Source organism: Streptomyces sp. NPDC059816 (assembly GCF_042732055.1).
Taxonomy (GTDB): Bacteria; Actinomycetota; Actinomycetes; order Streptomycetales; family Streptomycetaceae; genus Streptomyces.
This window is the reverse complement of sequence record NZ_JBHWIQ010000021.1, coordinates 73,449-94,407: the sequence shown is the minus strand read 5'-3', so window position 1 is coordinate 94,407 and position 20,959 is coordinate 73,449. Positions and strand designations below refer to the sequence as shown.

Sequence of the window (20,959 nt, the reverse complement as noted above, 5' to 3'; positions counted from 1 at the left end):
CACTGCCCCGGGCCCGCGGTCCGCACACCGCCCCGCGCGGGGCGGTACGCGTCACTGTCCGGCCAGCAACCGGCCGATGACCGCGCCGATCTCAACGGCGTTGGCGGGCCAGTACATCTCCTGGTGCGTGCAGGAGACGGGATGCGTCCGCACGCCCCGCGCCACATGCGGCGCCCACAGGTCGTAGAACTGGTCGTCCAACTGCCGGGGCGCACGGGTCGCCGGATCGAGCAGCGCGTCGAAGAACACCGCCTGCCCGTCGAACACCGGCTGCTCGAACTTCTGCATGAGGACCGTGTGGTCGACCAGGATCGACGCCGCGGTCTCCACCAGGAACGGATACTCCTCCATTCCGTCGAGATGCCCCATGTAATGCGCGAGGAACTCCCGCACCGACGCCTCGTCGGGCGCGTCGTACCGGGCGAAATGACTGCTCGGCACGCAGTCCAGCAGCGCCAGCAGCGCCACCTCGTGCCCCCGCCGCTGGAGTTCCGCCGCCATGGCGTGCGCCACCGTGCCACCGAACGACCACCCCAGCAGATGGAACGGCCCGCGCGGCTGCACCGCGAGCACCTGCTCCAGATAGTCGTCGACCATCTCCTCGATCGACTCGGGCCGCACCGCGCCCGGCTGGAACCCCCGCGCCTGCACCCCGTACACCGGTCGGTCACCCGGCAGGTGCGGGGCGAACCCCAGATACGGCCAGCACAGTCCGCCACCAGGGTGAATCCACCACAGCGGCGCCCGCTCACCCTCGGTGCTGATCGGCAGCAGCACCGCGTACGGGTCGCCCGGCGCGGACTCCCCGCCCTCCGGCAGCAGTTGCCGCGCCAGCTCCGCGACCGTCGGTGACCGGAACACCGTACGGATCGGCACCTCCGCGCCCAGAACCTCCCGGATGCGCCAGATCAGTCGGATCACCCGCAGCGAGTGCCCGCCCAGCGCGAAGAAGTCGTCGTCGACACCGACCCGGTCCAACCCCAGCACCTCGGCGAACAGACCGGCCAGCGCCTCCTCCCGCTCGTCGCCCGGCGCCCGGTAACCGTCCCCGGCCGTGTCGGGTTCGGGCAGCGCCGCCCGGTCCAACTTGCCGTTCGCCGTCAGCGGCAGCCGGTCGACCACCACGAACGCCCCCGGGACCATGAACTCCGGCAACCGCTCCGACAACCGCTCACGCAGCAGCGACGGCAGCCGGGCCGCGCTCCGGGACACCGCGGGCGCATTGGACGCCCTGGCCCCGGCCGCGGGCAGGAGGACCCCGTCCCAGCGTCCGGTGCCCGTGCCGTCGACCACGACCGCCTCGAACCGGTCCGCCGCCTCCGGCGACCAGGTGCACAGCACCGTCAGCCCCCGCTCGGTGCCCCAGGCCCGCAGCGCCCCCGGGTCCACCCCGGCCACCGGGACGTCCGGGGCGTCCGCGGCCACCGCGCCGTCCGTGACCGGTGCCCCCTCGCCGACCAGCCGCGCGTTCGGCACACCCGTCACCCGAACCGGCCCCTGCTGGGCCTCCAACGCCCGCGCGAGACCCTCCGTGCCGTGCACGTCCCGGCCCCACACCAGGACCGGCGCCTGCGCCAGCCGGACCCGTTCCACCGGCCGCTTGTGCACCACCACCTCGTAGCGGTGCCGCGTCAGCTCGTTGTGCCCGGCGGCGTCCTTCAGCCGGACGTCCGTACCGCCCGCCTCCCGGTGGCCCTCGGCCCACGCCGTGAAGAACCCCGGGTCCAGGACGAGTTCCTTCTCGCCCAGCACCGCCCGCTCCACCGCCGCACGGACCGCGGCCGGCGGGTCCTGCGGATACTGGGCCCGGTGCACCGCGGTCCGGAACGACCGCAGGGTGGCCAGGTTGCGGACATCGCCCACGAACACCCGCCCCCCGGGCGCCAGCAGCTCCATCGCCAGCTCCAGAACCCGCTCCAGGTACGCGGTGTCGGGGAAGTACTGCACCACCGAGTTCAACACCACCGTGTCGAAGAACCCGCGCGGCAGCCCCGTCCCGTCGTCCGCGGCCTGGCAGCGCAGCTCCACCCGCCCGCGCAGCGCCCCGTCCGCGTCGACCTGACCGCGCAGCCGCTCCACGACCGGCGCCGAGAAGTCGGTACCCCAGTAGACCTCCGTGTCCGGTGCCAGCGGGGCCAACAGCAGACCCGAGCCGACCCCGATCTCCAGCACCCGCCGGGGCCGCCCCTCCCGGACCCGCGCCACCGCCGCGTCCCGCCACGAGCGCATCTGCGCGACGGGGATCGGCCGCCCCGAGTACGAACTGTTCCAGCCGGTGAAGTCCTCACCCAGCGGGAGGGCGCCGTCCCCGGTGCCCCCGTACATCCCGTCGTAGATCTCCCGCCACTCGCCGACCTGCTCGGTGGCCTCGCTCTCCGCCGCCGCGTCCTCGTCCGGCACCACGTACGCCACCAGCCGCCGCTCCCCGAGCCGGTCGGCCCGCGCCACCACCACCGCGCGGGCCACCCCGGGCTCCTCCCGGAGCACCGTCTCGATCTCGCCCGGCTCGACACGGAAACCCCGCAGCTTCAGCTGCTCGTCGGCGCGCCCCACGAACACCAGCCGCCCGTCACGGTCCCAGCGCACCAGGTCACCGGTCCGGTACAGCCGCGCCCCGACCGGCCCGAACGGGGACGCCACGAACCGGTCCGCCGTCAACGCGGGCCGTCCCGCGTATCCCCGCGCGAGCCCGTCGCCCGCCACGTACAGCTCACCCACCACACCCGGCGGCGCGGGGCGCAGCCCCCGGTCGAGGACGAGGAGCCGCCCGCCGCGCAGGGGCGAGCCGATCGGCACCGACCCGCTGCCCAGGTCCTCCGCCGAGGACAGCGGATACCGGGCGGCGAACGTCGTGGTCTCCGTCGGACCGTAGCCGTTGACGACGCGAAGACCCGGATGCGCGGCCAGCATCCGCCGCACCGAGTCGGGCGGCAGCACATCACCACCCGCCCACACCTCGCGGACCCCGTCGAGGGCTGCCGGATGCTCGTCCGCGACGACCGCGAACAGCCCCGCCGTCAGCCACAGCGCGCTCACCCGGCCCTCGGCCACGGTACGCGCCAGCACGGCCGGATCGGTACGCCCCGGTGGAGCCAACACCACCGTGCCCCCGCTGAGCAACGGCACCCACAGCTCGTACGTCGACGCGTCGAAGGTGTGCGGCGAGTGCATCAGGACCCGCCGATGGGCCTCCCCCCAGCAGTCGTCGGCCGTCAGGTCCACGATGTTGCGATGGGTCGTCACGACCCCCTTCGGCTGCCCCGTCGAACCCGAGGTGTACATGAGGTACGCCGCGTTGTCCGCCCTGGCGGACGGCTCCGGCGCTTCCTCGGGGAACCCGTCCAACGGCTCCCCGGCCCACACGTCGTCGACCACCACCACCGGATCGCTGTCCGCCAGCATGTACGCGACGCGACCGGCCGGATGGTCCGGGTCGACGGGCACGAACGCGGCGCCCGCCTTCAGCACCCCCAGCATCGTGGCCACCAGCGCGGGGGACCGCCGCATCCGCAGCGCCACCCGGCGCTCCCGGCCGGCACCCAGACCGGTCAGCCGGTGCGCGATCCGGTTCGACCACACGTCCAGCTCCGCGTACGACCACGTACGGTCGCCGAGCACCAGCGCGGGATCACCCGGCGCCCGCGCCACCCGCGCCGCGAACAGCTCCGGCACGGTGGCCTCGGAACGCACCGCCTCCCGGCTGCCGCCCGACCACTCCAACAACCGCTGCCGCTCGCCGGGCGTCACCAGCTCGGCCCGACCGATCGGGGCGTCCGGGTCGGCGGCCAGCTCGTCCAGCAACCGCCGCCAGCGGGCCAGCAGAGCCTCCACCGCCGTCGCGTCGAACAGATCGGTGGCGTACTCGGCGATTCCCGACACACCCGTCAGGTTGCCCAGCTCGTCATGGTGCTCGCTCAGGCTCAGGAACAGGTCGAACCGCGCCGTACCGGTCGGCGCCGACTCGGGCCGCACCCGCAGCCCCGGCAGCTCGAAGTTCGGCCGTGCGTTGTTCTGCAACGCCAGCGCCACCTGGAACAACGGATGATGCGACGTCGAACGCGCCGGATTGAGGACCTCCACCAACTGCTCGAACGGCAGGTCCTGGTGCTCGTAGGCCGCCAGGCTCGTCGCCCGCACCCGGCCCACCAGCTCGGTGAACGACGGATCGCCCGAGGTGTCCGCCCGCAGCACCCACGTATTGACGAAGAAGCCCACGAGATCGTCCAGCGCCTCGTCCGTACGCCCCGCGATCGGCGACCCGATCGGCACGTCGTCACCCGCCCCCAGCCGGGACAGCAACGCGGCCAGCCCCGCCTGGAGGACCATCGCCGTCGTCGCGCCGCAGCGCCGCGCCAGACGTTGGAGCCGCCCCGTCAACCCCGCCCCCAGCGAGAAGCCCGCGAGATCCCCCCGGTGCGAGGCCACCGGAGGCCGCTGCCGGGCACCCGGCAGCTCCAGCGACTCCGGCAGCCCCGACAACTGCGCGCTCCAGTACTCCAGCTGACGGCTGTACGGGCTCGCCGGGTCCTCCCGGTCGCCCAGCAGCTCCCGCTGCCACAGCGTGTAGTCCACGTACTGCACCGGCAGCGCGGGCAGATCCGCTGCCCGGCCCTCCCGGCGCGCCCCGTACGCCGACATCAGGTCCCGCGCGAACGGCTCCAGCGACCACCCGTCCCCCGCGATGTGGTGCAACAGCACCAACAGGACGTGTTCCCCCGGGCCGCACTCGAAGAGCCACGCCCGCAGCGGAAGTTCAGCCGACAGGTCGAACGTCTCCCGGGCCGCCTCCGCCATCACCGCCGCCAGCTCGGCCTCATCGACGCGCCGCTCCCGCCACGGCACTTCCACCGCCTCCGGCGGCAGCACCCGCTGACAGGGGTGGCCGTCCACCTCGGTGAACACCGTCCGCAACGACTCGTGGCGGGTGACCACGTCCCCCAGCGCCGCGCGCAGCGCCGCCCCGTCCAGCTCCCCGGACAGCCTCAGGGCCAGCGGCCAGTTGTAGGTCGCGGACGGGCCTTCCAACCGGTGCGAGAACCACATCCGGCGCTGGGCGAACGACAGCGGTACGCGCTCCGGCCGCTCGGCCGCCCGCAAGGGCGGGCGCTGCCGCCCGCCGCCCGCCAGATGTCCGGCCAGCCCGGCGGGCGTGGGGGCCTGGAAGACGACCCGCAGCGGGATGTCCACGCCGAACTCGGTGCGGATGCGGCTCACCAACCGGGTCGCGAGCAGCGAGTGCCCGCCCAGCACGAAGAATCCGTCGTCGGCCCCGACCCGGTCGGCCCCGAGCACCTCGGCGAACAGGGCGCACAGCGCACGCTCCTGCGGTGTCGCCGGGGCACGGCCCCCGCCCGACAGGGCGTAGTCCGGGGCCGGCAGCGCCACCCGGTCGATCTTGCCGTTGGGCGTCAGCGACACCTCACCGATCGGCACCACGGTCGCCGGAACCATGTACTCGGGCAGTCGCTCCCGCACCCACTCGCGCAGGGCCGTCGTCAGCGGGCCGATCTCCCGGGCCGCCGCCGGGTCGTTCACCAGGTCCCGGTCGGCCGCCGACGGGATTGCCCCGGCCCCCTCGTACGTCCCGTCGACGGTACGGCCGGGCACCGGCGGCCCGGGCAACAGGACCGCGTCGAACCGGTCGGCGCCCAGCGGCGAGAACGTCGTCAGCGCCTCCCAGCCCCGTTCCAGGGCCCACTCCCGCAGTTCCTCCGGGTCGAGGTCCGGCGCGGCACCGGTCGACCCGGCCGCCAGACCGAGGGTCCGGGCGTGCGCGGCCTCGCCGGCGAGCCGGGCGTTGCCCGCCCCGCGTACCCGCAGGGGGCGGTCGCGTCCGTGCAGCGCCGCCGCCAGGGCGTCGAGCGAGGAGACGTCGACGCCCCACGTCAGGGGATCGGCACCGGTCAGCGGGAGCGGATCGGCCGGCGTCTTGTGCAGCACCACCTCGTACCGGTGGCGGGTCAGTTCGTTGTGGTCGCGTCCCGGCTTCAGCCGGATGTCCACGGCCGCCCCGCGCGGCGCGGCCCAGCGTGCGAACCACTCCGGTTCGATGACGAGTTCGCGCTCCAGCAATACCGCCTGTTCCACCGCGGCGCGGGCGGGCCCCGCCGCGCCGTCCGGGTGCGACACCCGACGCGCCGCGGCCTGGAGCAGCCGCAGGGTGGCGGCCCGCCGGACGTCACCCACGACGATCCGGCCGCCCGGCGCGAGCAGCTCCCACGCCCCTACCAGCACCTCTTCCAGGTACCGAGCGTGGGGGAAGTACTGCACCACCGAGTTCAGCACCACGGTGTCGAAGTGCCCGCTGGACAGTCCGGAGATGTCGTCGGCGCTCCGGCAGTGCAACCGCACCCGGTCGGCGAGGCCCGCGTCCGCGACCTGGCCGCGCAGCCGGTCGACGACCGAGGGTGAGAAGTCCGTGCCCCAGTACTCGTCCACCTCCCCGGCGATCTGCGCGAGCACCAGCCCCGTGCCGACGCCCAGTTCGAGCACCCGGCGCGGTGACCAGCAGCGCACCAGCTCCACCGCGGCGTCCCGCCAGGCCCGCATCTCCTCCAGCGGGATCGGCTCCCCGGTGTAGGCGGACGTCCAGATGCCGAAGTCCTCGCCGAACGGCTCTTCGGCCGACTCCGCGTACGCCCGGTCGTAGACCTGCTGCCACTCCCGCACCTGCTCGCCGGTGCGGACGTCCACGTCGTCCTCGTCGGTGCCGTCGGCCGTTCCGCCGCGCGGCCCGGACCGGGTGTCCGGGACCACGTACGCCACCAGCCGATGGTCGTCCGCCTGCTCCTCCCGGGCCACGACAACGGCCTGACGCACCTGCGGATGGCCGGTCAACGCGGCCTCTATTTCGGCGGGTTCGATGCGGTGGCCGCGGATTTTGAGTTGGTGGTCGGTGCGTCCGTTGTGGTGGAGGTGTCCGTGGGTGGTGGTGTGGGTGAGGTCGCCGGTGTGGTACATGCGGGTGCCGGGTGGGCCGTAGGGGTTGGGGATGAAGTGGGTTGCGGTGAGGGTGGGTTGGTTGTGGTAGCCGCGGGCGAGTCCGGTGCCGGCGATGTAGAGGTGGCCGGGTGTGTTGGGTGGGGTGGGTTGGAGGTGGTGGTCGAGGGTGTGGAGGGTGGTGTTGTGGAGGGGTGTGCCGATGGGTGGGGTGTGGGTGGTGGTGAGGGTGTGGGTGGTGAGGGTTTGGTGGGTGGACCAGATGGTGGTTTCGGTGGGTCCGTAGAGGTTGGTGAGTTGTTTGGTGTGGTGGTTGAGGGTGGTGGCGAGGGTGTGGGGGAGGGGTTCGCCGCCGGTGAGGGCGTGGATGTGTTGGAGGGTGTGGGGGTTGTGGGTGGTGAGGAGGTGCCAGAGGGAGGGGGTGGCTTGGATGTGGGTGGGTTGGGTGTGGTGGATGAGTTGGGTGAGGGTGGTGGGGTCTTTGAGTGTGTGTTGGGGGGCGAGGTGGGTGGTGGCTCCGGTGGTGAGGGGGAGGTGTTTTTCGAGGGCGGCGATGTCGAAGGCGATGGTGGTGCGGGCGAGGAGTCGGTCGTTGGGTGTGAGGTGGAGGTGGTCTTGCCTGGCGATGAGGAAGTTGAGTAGTGCTTGGTGGGGGATGACGACGCCCTTGGGCTTGCCTGTCGAGCCTGATGTGTAGATGACGTATGCGGCGTTGTGTTGGTGGAGTGTGGTTCGGTCGGGGTTGGTGGTGGGGTATCCGGTGAGGTCCAGCGCGAGGTGTGTGGGTTCGAGGGTGACGATGGGTTGGCTGTCGTGGAGGACGTGGTTGATGCGGTGGGTGGGGTGTTCGGGGTCGATGGGGATGTAGGCGCCGCCTGTTTTGAGGACGGCGAGGAGGGCTGCGACGAGGTCGGTGGAGCGGGGGAGTTTGATGGCGACGCGTTGTTCGGGTCCGACGCCTTGTTCGGTGAGCCAGTGGGCGATGTGGTTGGCGCGGGTGTTGAGTTGGTGGTAGGTGAGTTCGTCGTTGCCGCAGACGACTGCGAGGGCGTTGGGGGTGCGGGCTGCTTGTGTTTCGAAGAGGTCGGGCACGGTGGTGTCGGGGAGTTCTCGGGCTGTGTCGTTGCTGGTGTGGAGTAGGCGTTCGCGTTCGCCGGGGAGTAGGACGTCGATGCGGGAGACGTGTTGGTCGGGGTTGTGGACCAGGTGGTGGAGTACCTGGACGTAGCGTTCTGCGATCAGTTCGATGGTGGTGGGGTCGAACAGGTCCGTCGCGTACTCGATGCCCCCGACCGCACCCCCGTCCGCCACCGGCGCCAGATTGAAGAACAGGTCGCACTTGGCCGTACCCGTCGTCACCGGATCGAGCACCACATCCAAACCCGGCAACTCCAGCTCCGGAGGTGTGGTGTTCTGCCAAGCGAACATCACCTGGAACAAGGGGTGGTAGGCCGTCGACCGCTCCGGCTTGAGCACGTCCACCAGGTACTCGAAGGGGAGATCCTGATGGTCGTACGCGGTCAGCGAGGCGTCACGGGTGCGGCCCAGCAGATCGCCGAGCGTGGGATCGTCGCTGAGGTCGGAACGCAGCACCCACATGTTCACGAAGAACCCCACGAGATCCGCGAGACCCTCCTCGGTGCGTGCAGCGATGGGCGAGCCGATGGTGATGTCGTCCCCCGCGCCGAGCCGGTGGAGCAGCACCGTGAGTGCTGTCTGGAGCACCATCGGTACGGTGAGTCTCCGCTCCCGCGCCAGCCGCTCGACCTCGGTGAGAAGATCGGGGCCGACCTCGAAGGAGTGGGTCCGGCCGTGATAGGTCGCGGTCGCCGGGCGGGGCCGGTCGGTGGGCAGCGGAAGCGGCTGGGGAAGGCCGGCCAGGTGCTCGCCCCAGTACGCGGCCTGCCGCGCGGCCAGGCTGCCGGGATCGGCGTGGTCCCCGAGGAGTTCACGCTGCCACAGCGTGTAGTCGGCGTACTGCGCGGACAGCTCCACGAAGTCGGGCGCGGTGCCCCGGTGGCGTGCGGCGTACGCGGCCGAGATGTCACGGGCGAGCGGGGCCATCGAGGCCCCGTCCCCGACGATGTGGTGCAGAGTCACCAGCAGGACGTGTTCGCCGGGCGCCGGACGGAAGAGCGTGGCCCGCAGCGGCAGGTCGTGCGACAGGTCGAAGCCGTACCGGGCGTGCTCCCTGAGCGCGGACGCCAGCTCCCCCGGTGCCATCTCGTGCAGCGGTATGTCGAAGCGGGCCTCGTCCGGGCGGAGGATGTGCTGGTACGGGGTGCCGTCACCGTCCTCACGGAAGACGGTCCGCAGGCTCTCGTGGCGTCCCACCACGTCCCGTACGGCGGCCACCAGCGCCGCCACGTCCAGGTCGCCCCGCAACCGCAGCGCGGCGGCCAGGTTGTACGTCGCCGAGGGGCCTTCCAGCCGGTGGATGAACCACAGGCGGCGCTGCGCGAAGGACAACGGAATCATTCACGTTCACCTTTCGATCATCTTGCGGAGCGGCTTGCGTGCGGACGCGGCCAGGTCCTGCCAGCGGTCGGTGAGCGCGGCGACGGTCGGGGCCTCGAAGAGCGTGCGGATCGGTACGTCGGCCTTCAGCTCGGTACGGATGCGGCTGACGAGCCGGGTGGCGAGCAGGGAGTGGCCCCCGCATGCGAAGAAGTCGTCGTCGAGACCGATCCGCTCGGTCCCGAGCACCTCGGCGAACAGGGCGCACAGCACTTCCTCGCGCGGGGTGCGCGGCGCCCGGTACGTTTCGCCGGAGAACTCCGGCTCGGGCAGCGCGGCACTGTCGAGCTTCCCGTTGGGGGTCAGCGGCAGCCGCTCCAACGTCACGACGACCGCCGGGACCATGTACTCGGGGAGTCGCCCCGCCGCGTGGGCCCGCAGCTCCGGCCCGCTCACCGCCGCGGAACCGGGGAGCACGGCCGCTGCCCCGTTCGCCGCGGCGACACTCCCCGCCGCCGGGTCCGGCCGGTCCACCGGGTCGAGCCGGTCCACCTGGTCCGTCGGTACGACATAGGCCGCCAGATACCGGCCGCCGTTCTCCGCGCGGCTGTCCCGGGCGACGACGACCGCTCGTGAGACTCCCGGATGTTCCGTCAGTACCGCTTCGATTTCGGCGGGTTCGATGCGGTGGCCGCGGATTTTGAGTTGGTGGTCGGTGCGTCCGTTGTGGTGGAGGTGTCCGTGGGTGGTGGTGTGGGTGAGGTCGCCGGTGTGGTACATGCGGGTGCCGGGTGGGCCGTAGGGGTTGGGGATGAAGTGGGTTGCGGTGAGGGTGGGTTGGTTGTGGTAGCCGCGGGCGAGTCCGGTGCCGGCGATGTAGAGGTGGCCGGGTGTGTTGGGTGGGGTGGGTTGGAGGTGGTGGTCGAGGGTGTGGAGGGTGGTGTTGTGGAGGGGTGTGCCGATGGGTGGGGTGTGGGTGGTGGTGAGGGTGTGGGTGGTGAGGGTTTGGTGGGTGGACCAGATGGTGGTTTCGGTGGGTCCGTAGAGGTTGGTGAGTTGTTTGGTGTGGTGGTTGAGGGTGGTGGCGTGGGTGTGGGGGTGGGGTTCGCCGCCGGTGAGGGCGTGGATGTGTTGGAGGGTGTGGGGGTTGTGGGTGGTGAGGAGGTGCCAGAGGGAGGGGGTGGCTTGGATGTGGGTGGGTTGGGTGTGGTGGATGAGTTGGGTGAGGGTGGTGGGGTCTTTGAGTGTGTGTTGGGGGGCGAGGTGGGTGGTGGCTCCGGTGGTGAGGGGGAGGTGTATTTCGAGGGCGGCGATGTCGAAGGCGATGGTGGTGAGGGCGAGGAGTCGGTCGTTGGGTGTGAGGTGGAGGTGGTCTTGCATGGCGATGAGGACGTTGAGTAGTGCTTGGTGGGGGATGACGACGCCCTTGGGCTTGCCTGTCGAGCCTGATGTGTAGATGACGTATGCGGCGTTGTGTTGGTGGAGTGTGGTTCGGTCGGGGTTGTTGGTGGGGTATCCGGTGAGGTCCAGCGCGAGGTGTGTGGGTTCGAGGGTGACGATGGGTTGGCTGTCGTGGAGGACGTGGTTGATGCGGTGGGTGGGGTGTTCGGGGTCGATGGGGATGTAGGCGCCGCCTGTTTTGAGGACGGCGAGGAGGGCTGCGACGAGGTCGGTGGAGCGGGGGAGTTTGATGGCGACGCGTTGTTCGGGTCCGACGCCTTGTTCGGTGAGCCAGTGGGCGATGTGGTTGGCGCGGGTGTTGAGTTGGTGGTAGGTGAGTTCGTCGTTGCCGCAGACGACTGCGAGGGCGTTGGGGGTGCGGGCTGCTTGTGTTTCGAAGAGGTCGGGCACGGTGGTGTCGGGGAGTTCTCGGGCTGTGTCGTTGCTGGTGTGGAGTAGGCGTTCGCGTTCGCCGGGGAGTAGGACGTCGATGCGGGAGACGTGTTGGTCGGGGTTGTGGACCAGGTGGTGGAGTACCTGGACGTAGCGTTCTGCGATCAGTTCGATGGTGGTGGGGTCGAACAGGTCCGTCGCGTACTCGATGCCCCCGACCGCACCCCCGTCCGTCCCCGGCGCCAGATTGAAGAACAGGTCGCACTTGGCCGTACCCGTCGTCACCGGATCGAGCGTCACATCCAAACCCGGCAACTCCAGTTCGGGCCGGGCCGTGTTCTGCCAGACGAACATCACCTGGAACAGTGGGTGGTACGCGGTCGAGCGCGCGGGGTTGAGCAGTTCCACCAGCCGTTCGAAGGGCAGGTCCTGGTGGTCGTAGGCCGCGAGCGAGGTGTCACGCGTGCGGTCCAGGAGCTGGCTGAACGTCGGGTCGTCACCGAGGTCGACCCGCAGCGTCCACATGTTCACGAAGAAGCCGACGAGATCGATGAGCGCCTCGTCGGTGCGCGCGGCGATGGGCGAGCCGATCGTGAGGTCGGAGCCGCCGCCGAGCCGGTGCAGCAGGACGGCCAGTGCGGACTGGAGGAACATCGGCGTCGTCAGGCCCCGTTCGCGGGCCGACTCCTCGACCGCGCCCAGCAGCGCGGGGTCCAGCAGGAAGGAACGGGTTTCGCCCCGGTGCCCGGCGACGGCGGGCCGTGGCCGGTCGGCGGGAAGTGCCAGCGGCTGCGGGACCCCGGCGAGCCGGTCCCGCCAGTGGGCGGCCTGGACCGCCGCGATGCTTCCCGGATCGTTGTCGTCCCCGAGGAGTTCACGTTGCCACAGCGTGTAGTCGGCGTACTGCGCGGGCAGCTCGGGGAACACGGGCCGCGTCCCGTCCCGGCGGGCTGCGTACGCGGTGGAGAGATCGCGGGTCAGCGGTGCGATCGAGGCACCGTCCGCGGCGATGTGATGGACCGTCAACAAAAGGTGATGCTCCCGGGGTCCGGTCCGCAGGACATCGGCCCGCAGCGGCACGTCCGCCGAGAGGTCGAACGGCCGTCGAGCGAGAGCGTCCACCGTTTGTGACAGCAGGCCGGGGGTGACCTCGTGGACGGGGACGGCGGGCCGGGCGTGTTCCGGGTCGAGGACCCGCTGGTACGGGGTGCCGTCGGCGTCCTCGGGGAACACGGTGCGCAGGCTCTCGTGCCGTTCGACGACGTCCCCGACCGCCGCCGCCAGCGCGTCGAGATCCACCTCGCCCCGCAGCCGCACGGACATGGGGATGTGGTAGGTGGCCGACGGCCCCTCGAAGCGGTGGAGGAACCACAGCCTGCGCTGGGCGAACGACAGCGGCACTCGGTCCGGCCGCACCCGGCGTCCCAGCGCGGGCCGCACCCGTCCGCCGCTCGTCAGCCGCAGAGCCAGTGCGGCGGCCGTCGGGGCCTGGAACACCCAGCGGACGGGGATCTCCGCACCGAGCGCCGCGCGGATGCGGCCCACCAGCCGGGTGGCGAGCAGCGAGTGGCCCCCGCATGCGAAGAAGTCGTCGTCGAGACCGATCCGCTCGGCCCCGAGCACCTCGGCGAACAGGGCGCACAACACTTCCTCGCGCGGGGTGCGCGGCGCCCGGTGCGTCCCGCCGGTGAACTCCGGTTCGGGCAGCGCCGACCGGTCGAGCTTGCCGTTGGGAGTGAGCGGCAGCCGGTCCATGACCAGGACCGCGGCGGGGACCATGTAGTCCGGCAGGGCGCCGGCCGCGTAGGTGCGCAGGGCCGACGCGGTCACCTCACCGTTCAGGTCGGCCGGGTCGCCGGCCGGGTCCGGGCTGCCGGGCCGTGGCAGGGTGCGGGGCTCCCCGGGCACCACGTAGGCGGCGAGATAGCGTCCGCCGCCCGCCGCGCGGCTCTCCCGGGCGACGACCACCGCCTGGGCGACACCGGGCCGCCGGGTCAGTACCGCCTCGACCTCGGCGGGTTCGACGCGATGGCCGCGGATCTTGACCTGGTGGTCGACGCGGCCCACGAACACCAGTTGCCCGTCGGTGTCGAGCCGGGCCAGGTCACCGGTGCGGTACATACGGGTGCCGGGCGGACCGTAGGGGTCGGCGACGAACCGTTCGGCGCTCTGGCCGGGGCGGCCGTGGTAGCCGCGGGCCGTGCCGTCCCCCGCGATGTACAGCTCACCCACCACTCCCGGGGGCACCGGAGTCAGCCCCGGGCCGAGGGTGTGGATGCGCAGATTGGGCAGCGGGGTCCCGATGGGGACACTGCCCGTACCGTCCCACGGTCGTGGCCCGGCCACCGTGAACGCGCTCGTGTAGAACGTCTCGCACGGACCGTACGTGTTCACCACCCGGACCCCGGGGATCGCCTCACGGACGCGGCGCACCAGGTCGGCGGGGAGTGCCTCACCGCCGAACACCACGGTGTCCGCCTTGATCCGCCCCGTCATCTGCTCCACGAGTTCGGCGAACGCCGAGGGCACGGTGCTGATCACCCCGCCCGCCCAGCCGTCGCGCTCGGCCAGCACCAGGACGTCGCGGACCAGTTCGAGGACGCCGCCGGAGCACAGCGGCGCGAAGACCTCGAACACGGAGATGTCGAAGGCGACGGACGTTCCCGCGAGCATCCGTGAGCCCTCGGGCACGGCGAGCCAGTCGGGCATCCGCAGCACGGCGTTCACCGCGCCGCCGTGGGTGACGGCCACACCCTTGGGCACCCCGGTCGTCCCGGAGGTCCCCATCACATACGCGAGCAGGCCGGGCCGCAGGGGCGCCGTACGGTCCCGGTCGGTGGGATCGTCGTCCCAGCCGTCGCCGTGCCCCACCTCGTCCAGGTACAGCCGGGGCGCCTCGGTGTCCGGCAGCACCGCCCCGCTCGGGGTGTCCGTCAGTACCAGCCGGGGGGAGCCCGCCGCGAGCACCGCTGCGAGCCGGGCCGAACCGTGCTCGGGGTCGATCGGCAGGTACGCGGCACCGGACTTGAGGACGCCCAGCAGGCCGGCGATCAGCTCCGCCGACCGGGGCAGCGCCACCGCCACCACCGACTCCGGGCCGATGCCGCGCCGGATGAGCTGGTGCGCGAGCCGGTTGGCCCGTGCGTTCAGCTCCCCGTACGACAGGGACACGTCCTCGCAGACCAGGGCGAGGGCGTCCGGCGCTGCCGCCACCCGGCGCTCGAACAGATCGACGAGGGTGAGTTCCGGGGTGGGCTCCGCGGTGTCGTTGAAGGAGTCGAGCAGCTCCTGTTCGGCGGGTTCCAGCACGCCGATCTCCCGGACCGGGAGCCGGGGGTCCCGGGCGACCCGGCGCAGCACGTGGGCCAGCCGCCGCGCGAGCCGGTCGGCCGTGCCCTGGTCGAACACGTCCTGCTGGTACTGGAGGGACAGTCTCAGCAGCGGGTCGGCCACCGCGAGGAGGGTCATCGGGTAGTGCGTGGCCGCGAAGGGACGGATACCGGTGACGGTGAGCCCGGCCGAGGCGTCGGCGTCGCTGAGCGCGGCACGGTCCACCGGGAACGACTCGAACACCACGAGCGTGTCGAACAGCGCGTCGTGCCCGCAGGCACGCTGGATGTCGGCCAGCCCGCAGTGGTGATGCTCCAGCAGCGCGGCCTGCCGCTCCTGGAGGCCCGCGAGCAGCGGCCCGAACGGCCCGTCGGGGGCGCACCGCACCCGTACCGGCACGGTGTTGACGAACATCCCGACCATGGTGTCCGCGCCGGGCAGCCCGGCGGGACGTCCCGACACGGTCGTCCCGAACAGGACGTCGCCACGGGCCGTCACCTCCGCGAGCAGCACCGCCCACGCGCCCTGCACCAGGGTGTTGAGGGTGACCCCCGCCCCGGCCGCGCAGCGGGCCAGCGCCCGTGCGTCCGTCGCGTCGAGGGGTACGTCGGTGTGGCCGACGCCGGATGCCGCGGGCCGGGTCGTGAGGGCCGACGCGAGCATCGTCGGCTCCGCGACCCCGGCCAACTCCTCGGCCCACGCCCGCAGCGACTCCTCGCGGTCCACCTCCGACAGCCACCGCAGGAACTCCCGGTACCCCCGGTCCGGGGCCGTCGCGGCAGCGGTGTCCCGCTCCGCGTACAGGCGCAGCAGATCACCGATGAGGACCGGCAGCGACCAGCCGTCGAGCAGGACGTGGTGGACCCCGAGGACCAGTTCGGCGCGGTCCGGCCCGAGGGTCACCAGCGTCATCCGCAGCAGGGGCGGCGCCGCGGGGTCGAAACGGGTCGCCAGGTCGTTGGTCAGGAGCTCCTCGAACGCGGCGTCCCGCTCCGCCTCCGGCAGGCCGCTGAGGTCCACCTGCCGCCACGGCAGGGCCACCCCGTCGATGACGAGCTGCACCGGATCGCCCGCGGGGTCCGTGACGAACGCCGTCCGCAGGTTCGGGTAGCGGTTGAGGAGCCGGCGGCCCGCGGTCCGCAGGCGTTCCGGGTCGACGGGACCGCTCAGATGCAGGACGTACTGCATCTGGTACGCGTCGGACGACTCGTCCGACAACCGGGTGTGGAACAGCAGCCCGGATTGGAGCGGCGTGAGCGGCCATACGTCCGACAGGCCGGGGAAGCGCCGCTCCCAGGCGCTGACGGTGTCCGCTGCGACCTGGACCAGCGGCAGGTCGGAGGGGGTCAGACCGCCGCCGCCGTGCTCGGTGACATGACGGGCGAGCCCGCTCAGCGCGGTGGACCAGTGCCCGGCCAGCGCCTCGACTTCGGTACGGGACAGGACCCCGGTCGGGAAGGTGAAGAGCCCCGTCAGCCGCTCCGTGCCCGGTCCGTCGCCGGTGACGACGACCCCGATGTCCAGCGCGGCCGCCACCGGGGTCGCCGGGCCGGGTGCCGCGACCGGTTCGGGGGTCCGGGCCGACCGGGTCCAGCCGAGTCCACGCAGCCGGGCGGGCATGTCGGTGTGCGAGAACCGGCCCAGGTAGTTGAACTGGATCTGTCCCGGCGGGCACTGCCGCAGCTGTGGACCCGTCTCCGGGTTGAGGTAGGCGAGCAGTCCATGGCCGATGCCCTTGTCGGGGACGGACCGTACCTGCTCCTTCACCGCTGAGATCATCTCGCCCGCTGCGGTGCCGCCCGCGAACGCCTGGTCGAGGTCGCTGTCGCCGAGGTCGAGCCGGACCGGGAACACGGTGGTGAACCAGCCCACCGAACGGGACAGATCGGCGCCGGGGACGATGTCCTCGGCGCGGCCGTGGCCCTCCATCCGGATCAGTGCCGAGGTGCCGCGTTCCCCCCGGCTCCGGCGGCGGCGGACGAGGGCCATCCCCAGCGCGGCGAGGAGGACGTCCTCGACACCGCCGTGGAAGGCCGCGGGGACCTCCGTGAGCAGGGCGCGGGTCAGCGCGGCCGACAGCTCCACCCGGACGGTGTCCGCCGTGGACATCAGATCCACGGCGGGATCGACGGGCCGTGTCCCCAGCAGCGGTTCGGGTGCCTCGGTGATCCGGCGCCACAGCGGCAGTTCCGCGGTGCGTCCCGGTCGGACGGCCTCCGCCAGCAGTGCGTGCGTCCAGCCGCGCAACGAGGTCGCCACGTCCGGCAGTTCGGGGCTCTCCCCCGCGGCGACCTGCCGCCAGGCGTCCGCGAGATCGGGCAGCAGCACCCGCCACGACACCCCGTCGACGGCCAGGTGGTGCACTGCGACCAGCAGCTGTCCGGCCCGTTCGGGCCCCGGGTCCAGCCAGACGAAGCGGATCATGACCCCGGCCGCCGGGTCCAGTTGCGCCACGGCCGCGGCGGCCTCGCGCCGGATCAGGTCGTCGGTCGGTCGGCCGCCCTCGCCGTCGTCGGCCGGGTCCGGATGCCAGCGGACCCGGTGGACGAGTCGCCGTACGTCCGTGCTGCCGCGCGGGGGCACGAGCAGGCTCCCGTACGGCCCACTGCTCCCGTCGCGGTCATCGTCCGTGCCGTCAGTCGCACCGTCCTCGCGGGCCGGAACGCTCCCGCCCGGCGCGCTTGCCGGGGCCGGCGCGTCGGGCGCGTCCGGTAGGGCCGGTGTGCCCAAGGGGACCGAGGGGGTCTCCGGGGTCGCGGGCAGGAGCCGTGCGCGCAGCGCGTCGTGCCGGTCGAGCACGGCGCCGAGGGTCGCCGCGAGACCGTCCGCGTCGATGCCCAACGGCAGGTCCAGCGCGATCCACTGGGCGAACCGGTCCAGCCCCGGGCCCCGTGCGGCGAGGGCCGCCGCCACCGGGAGCAGCGGCATCCGGCCGAGTCCGGTGCCCGCCGGCTCCGGTACGGGACCGTCGGCACCGGCGGTTGTGGCGGTCCGGGCCGCTCCGGCGAGTGCGGTGACGGTCCGGTGCAGGAACACGTCCTGGGGCCGCAGCCCCAACCCGGTGGCCCGGGACACCACCTGGATCGCCAGGATGCTGTCGCCGCCCAGAGTGAAGAAGTCGTCGTCCGCGCCGACCCCGTCCAGCCCGAGGACATCGGCGAACACCTCCGCGAGGACCCGTTCCTCCGGGGTGCTCGGTGCGCGCCGGACGCCCCCGCCGGACTCCGGCTCCGGCAGCGCGGCCCGGTCGAGCTTCCCGTTGGGGCCGAGCGGCAGCCGGTCCAGCGTCACGAACGCCGCGGGCACCATGAAGTCGGGCAGCCGGGCAGCGGTGAAGGTCCGCAGCTCACCCGCGTCGACACCCGCCCGGAAGTCGATGTCCCCGGCCCGGCCGGCCACACTGCTGCCGACCCCTCCGGAGCCCACCGGGACGACGTAGGCCACCAGCCGCTGATGGCCACCGCCCGCCGGGCTGTTCCGTACGACCACCGCGGCCCGCGCCACCCCGGGATGAAGCAGCAGCGTCGCCTCGATCTCGCCCGGCTCGATCCGGAACCCGCGGATCTTGACCTGCTGGTCGGCCCGGCCGAGGAACTCCATCTCGCCGTCGTCGTTCCACCGGGCGAGGTCACCGGTGCGGTACATGCGTTCTCCCGGCCCGCCGAAGGGGTCGGCCAGGAACCGCCCGGCGCTCAGTGCGGGCCGGCCCAGGTAGCCGCGGGCCAGACCCGCTCCCGCCAGGTACAGCTCGCCGGGCGCGCCCTGCGGTACGGGACGCAGCCAGTCGTCCAGGACGTACAGCCGGGTGTTGTGGATGGGGCGCCCGATCGGTACGGGGGACACCCCGGCGCGGCACTGCCAGGCGGTCACGTCGACGGCCGCCTCGGTCGGCCCGTACAGATTGTGCAGCGGGGTGTCCAGCACGTGCCGGAACCGGTTGGCGAGTTCAGCGGGCAGCGCCTCACCGCTGCACACCACGCGCCGCAGACTGGTGCAGGAGGCCGCGCCCGGATCACCGAGGAACTCCGCCAGCATCGACGGGACGAAGTGTGCTGTGGTCACGCCCTCGCGCCGGATCAGCCCGGCCAGGTACGCGGGGTCCTTGTGTCCCTCCGGACGGGCGACCACGAGGGTGGCTCCGGTGACGAGCGGCCAGAAGAACTCCCACACGGACACGTCGAAGCCCGCGGAGGTCTTCTGGAGCACCCGGTCGGTGGCATCGAGCCCGTACGCCTCCTGCATCCACCGCAGTCGGTTGGCGATCGCGCCGTGGGACACGACGACGCCCTTGGGCTGTCCGGTGGAGCCGGAGGTGTAGATCACGTACGCGGGATGGGCCGGGGCGGGCGGCCGGTCGGGCCCCGCATCGTCCGTGTCGTCCGGGCGGTGCCGGGTGGGGAGGACCGTGTCCACGGTCAGTCGCGGGGTGTCCGCGGCCGGCAGCAGGTCCGCCAGACCGGTGGTGGTGAGCAGCAGCGCGGGCGCCGCGTCCCGCAGTACGTGCCCGACCCGGTCCGCGGGGTATCCGGGGTCGACGGGCAGATAGGCGGCCCCCGACCGGAGGACCGCGAGCAGCGACACCACCAGCTCCGGGGAGCGGGGGAGCGCCACCGCGACGATCCGTTCCGGGCCCGCGCCCCGCTCCCGCAGGAGCCGGGCCAGCCGGTGGGAGCGGGCGTCGAGTTCGCGGTAGGTCAGGGTGGCGCCCTCGAAGCGCACGGCCTCGGCGTCGGGGGTGGCGGCGGCCTGCCGCGCGAAGAGTTCGGGGATGCTGTCCCCGGGCCCGGGGGTCCTCGTCGCGTTGAACTCCGTGAGCAGTCGCCGTTGTTCGTCGTCGCCGAGCATGCCGAGGGCCCGCACGGGCGCTGCCGGGGCCTGTGCGCAGGTGCGCAGGAACGCGACGAGCCGTTCGCACAGGACGGCCGCGTCGGTGTCCCGGTACAGACCGGGCGGGGTGTCGACCCGGACGTACAGCTCACCGTCCTCGTGGCCGTCGCCGTACGTCGACACCATCACCTCGTCGACCACTCCGAAGGAGCCGCCGACGAAGGTGGCCGGGGTGCCCGCGAGGTCGAGCGGCTCCACGGGGGGCATGACGTTGACGATGGCGCCGAACGGGCTCCGCCCGGAGCCGGTCGGCCCGGTGGCCCGGCGGATCTCCGAGACCTGGAGCCCGGCGTGCCGGAACACCCGGCGCCGGGCGTCGCCGAGGGCCTGCGCCACGTCGCCCAGGCTCTGTTCCGGGGTGACGGGCAGCCGCAGGGGCAGGATGTTGGAGAGCACGCCCGGGGTCAGCCGTCCTGGTCCGAAGCGGTTGCCGACCGTCACGGAGAAGAGCGGCTGGGGCAGTCCGCTCAGATTGCGCAGGAACAGCGCGGTTCCCGCGCCGAGCAGGCCGGCCAGGTCCATGCCCGCCTCCCGGGCCGCGCGGGCCCAGGCATCGGTGTCCCGCCGGGGAACGGCCACGGTGTGGTTGCCGACGCCGAGCACGCGGGTCACCTCGCCCCAGTCGCGCGGATGCCGCCGGGGCGCGCCCCGGCCCCCGCCGGGGGCGGAGGAGAGCGCGGAGGGCGCGGAGGGCGCCGAGACGAGGTCGCGGGGGAGCCGGGCCGCCTGCGAGGTGTCCGTGAGGTAGCCGCGCCAGAACTCAACGTCGCGGGTGAACCGGGGCGAGGAACGGTAGTCGGCGTCCGCGGCGGCGAGGACCCCGGGCTCCGCGTACCCGGATTCCGGTACCGGGGTCCCGGCCCGCAGCGCGGAGTACACCCGGGCGATGTGGTGCGACAGCAGGGTGAACACCCCATGCGCGTCGGTGACGACATGGGGGAACACCAGGGCCAACAGACAGCGATCTGCGGCCAGTCGGACCACCCCGGCGCGGAACAGCACGTCATGGGCCAGATCGAACGTTTGAGCGATCAGTCCGGTGATCAGGTCCCGTGCCGCCGCCTCCGGGTCGGGCTCCGCGCGGAGATCGACCGAGAAGGGCTGCCAGTCCCCGAGGTCACGGGTGACCTGGCGCAATCCTTTCGTTTCCTCCCGGAAATTGACGTGCAGGGTCGGTGTGGACGCGAAGGCTTCCCGCAGGGCGGCGCCGAGCGTTTCCGTGTCGACCGTGCCCGCGACGTCCCAGAGCGCCGTCACGTTGTTCGGTACGTCCGGCGTCAACTGCTGCGCCAGCCAGAAGCGCTCCTGGGCCGACGACACACTCAAAGAACGCATGCGGACATCTCCTCAACGGCGGAAAGCGGGAACTGGAGATCGCGCGGAGGCCCTCAGACTCAGGGCTGCGCACCAGGTGGTCAACTCGCTTGAAAGACTTGGGGCAGGCTTGCCGACAGGTGGGTGCCGTCCTGTCGACAGGACGAACAGCGCCGGTGGTGCGCGGAATACCGGGAAA

At 72.4% G+C, this 20,959-nt stretch carries 2 protein-coding genes; both read right to left on the bottom strand.

Features of this window, described 5'->3' with window-relative positions:
* Positions 1-51: 51 nt before the first annotated feature.
* On the bottom strand, positions 52-9,417 hold the full coding sequence (locus tag ACFV88_RS25705) for an amino acid adenylation domain-containing protein (RefSeq protein ID WP_385494247.1): 9,366 nt from the start codon (positions 9,415-9,417) through the stop codon (positions 52-54).
* A gap of 6 nt (positions 9,418-9,423) precedes the next feature.
* Positions 9,424-20,781, bottom strand: coding sequence for an amino acid adenylation domain-containing protein (locus ACFV88_RS25700; protein WP_385494246.1), 11,358 nt, complete (start codon positions 20,779-20,781; stop codon positions 9,424-9,426).
* Positions 20,782-20,959: the final 178 nt, after the last annotated feature.

Bases quoted from the DNA above. Each gene is read 5' to 3' on its own strand.
- ACFV88_RS25705 (WP_385494247.1), bottom strand. From the start codon at position 9,417: ATGATTCCGTTGTCCTTCGCGCAGCGCCGCCTGTGGTTCATCCACCGG.
- ACFV88_RS25700 (WP_385494246.1), bottom strand. From the start codon at position 20,781: ATGCGTTCTTTGAGTGTGTCGTCGGCCCAGGAGCGCTTCTGGCTGGCG.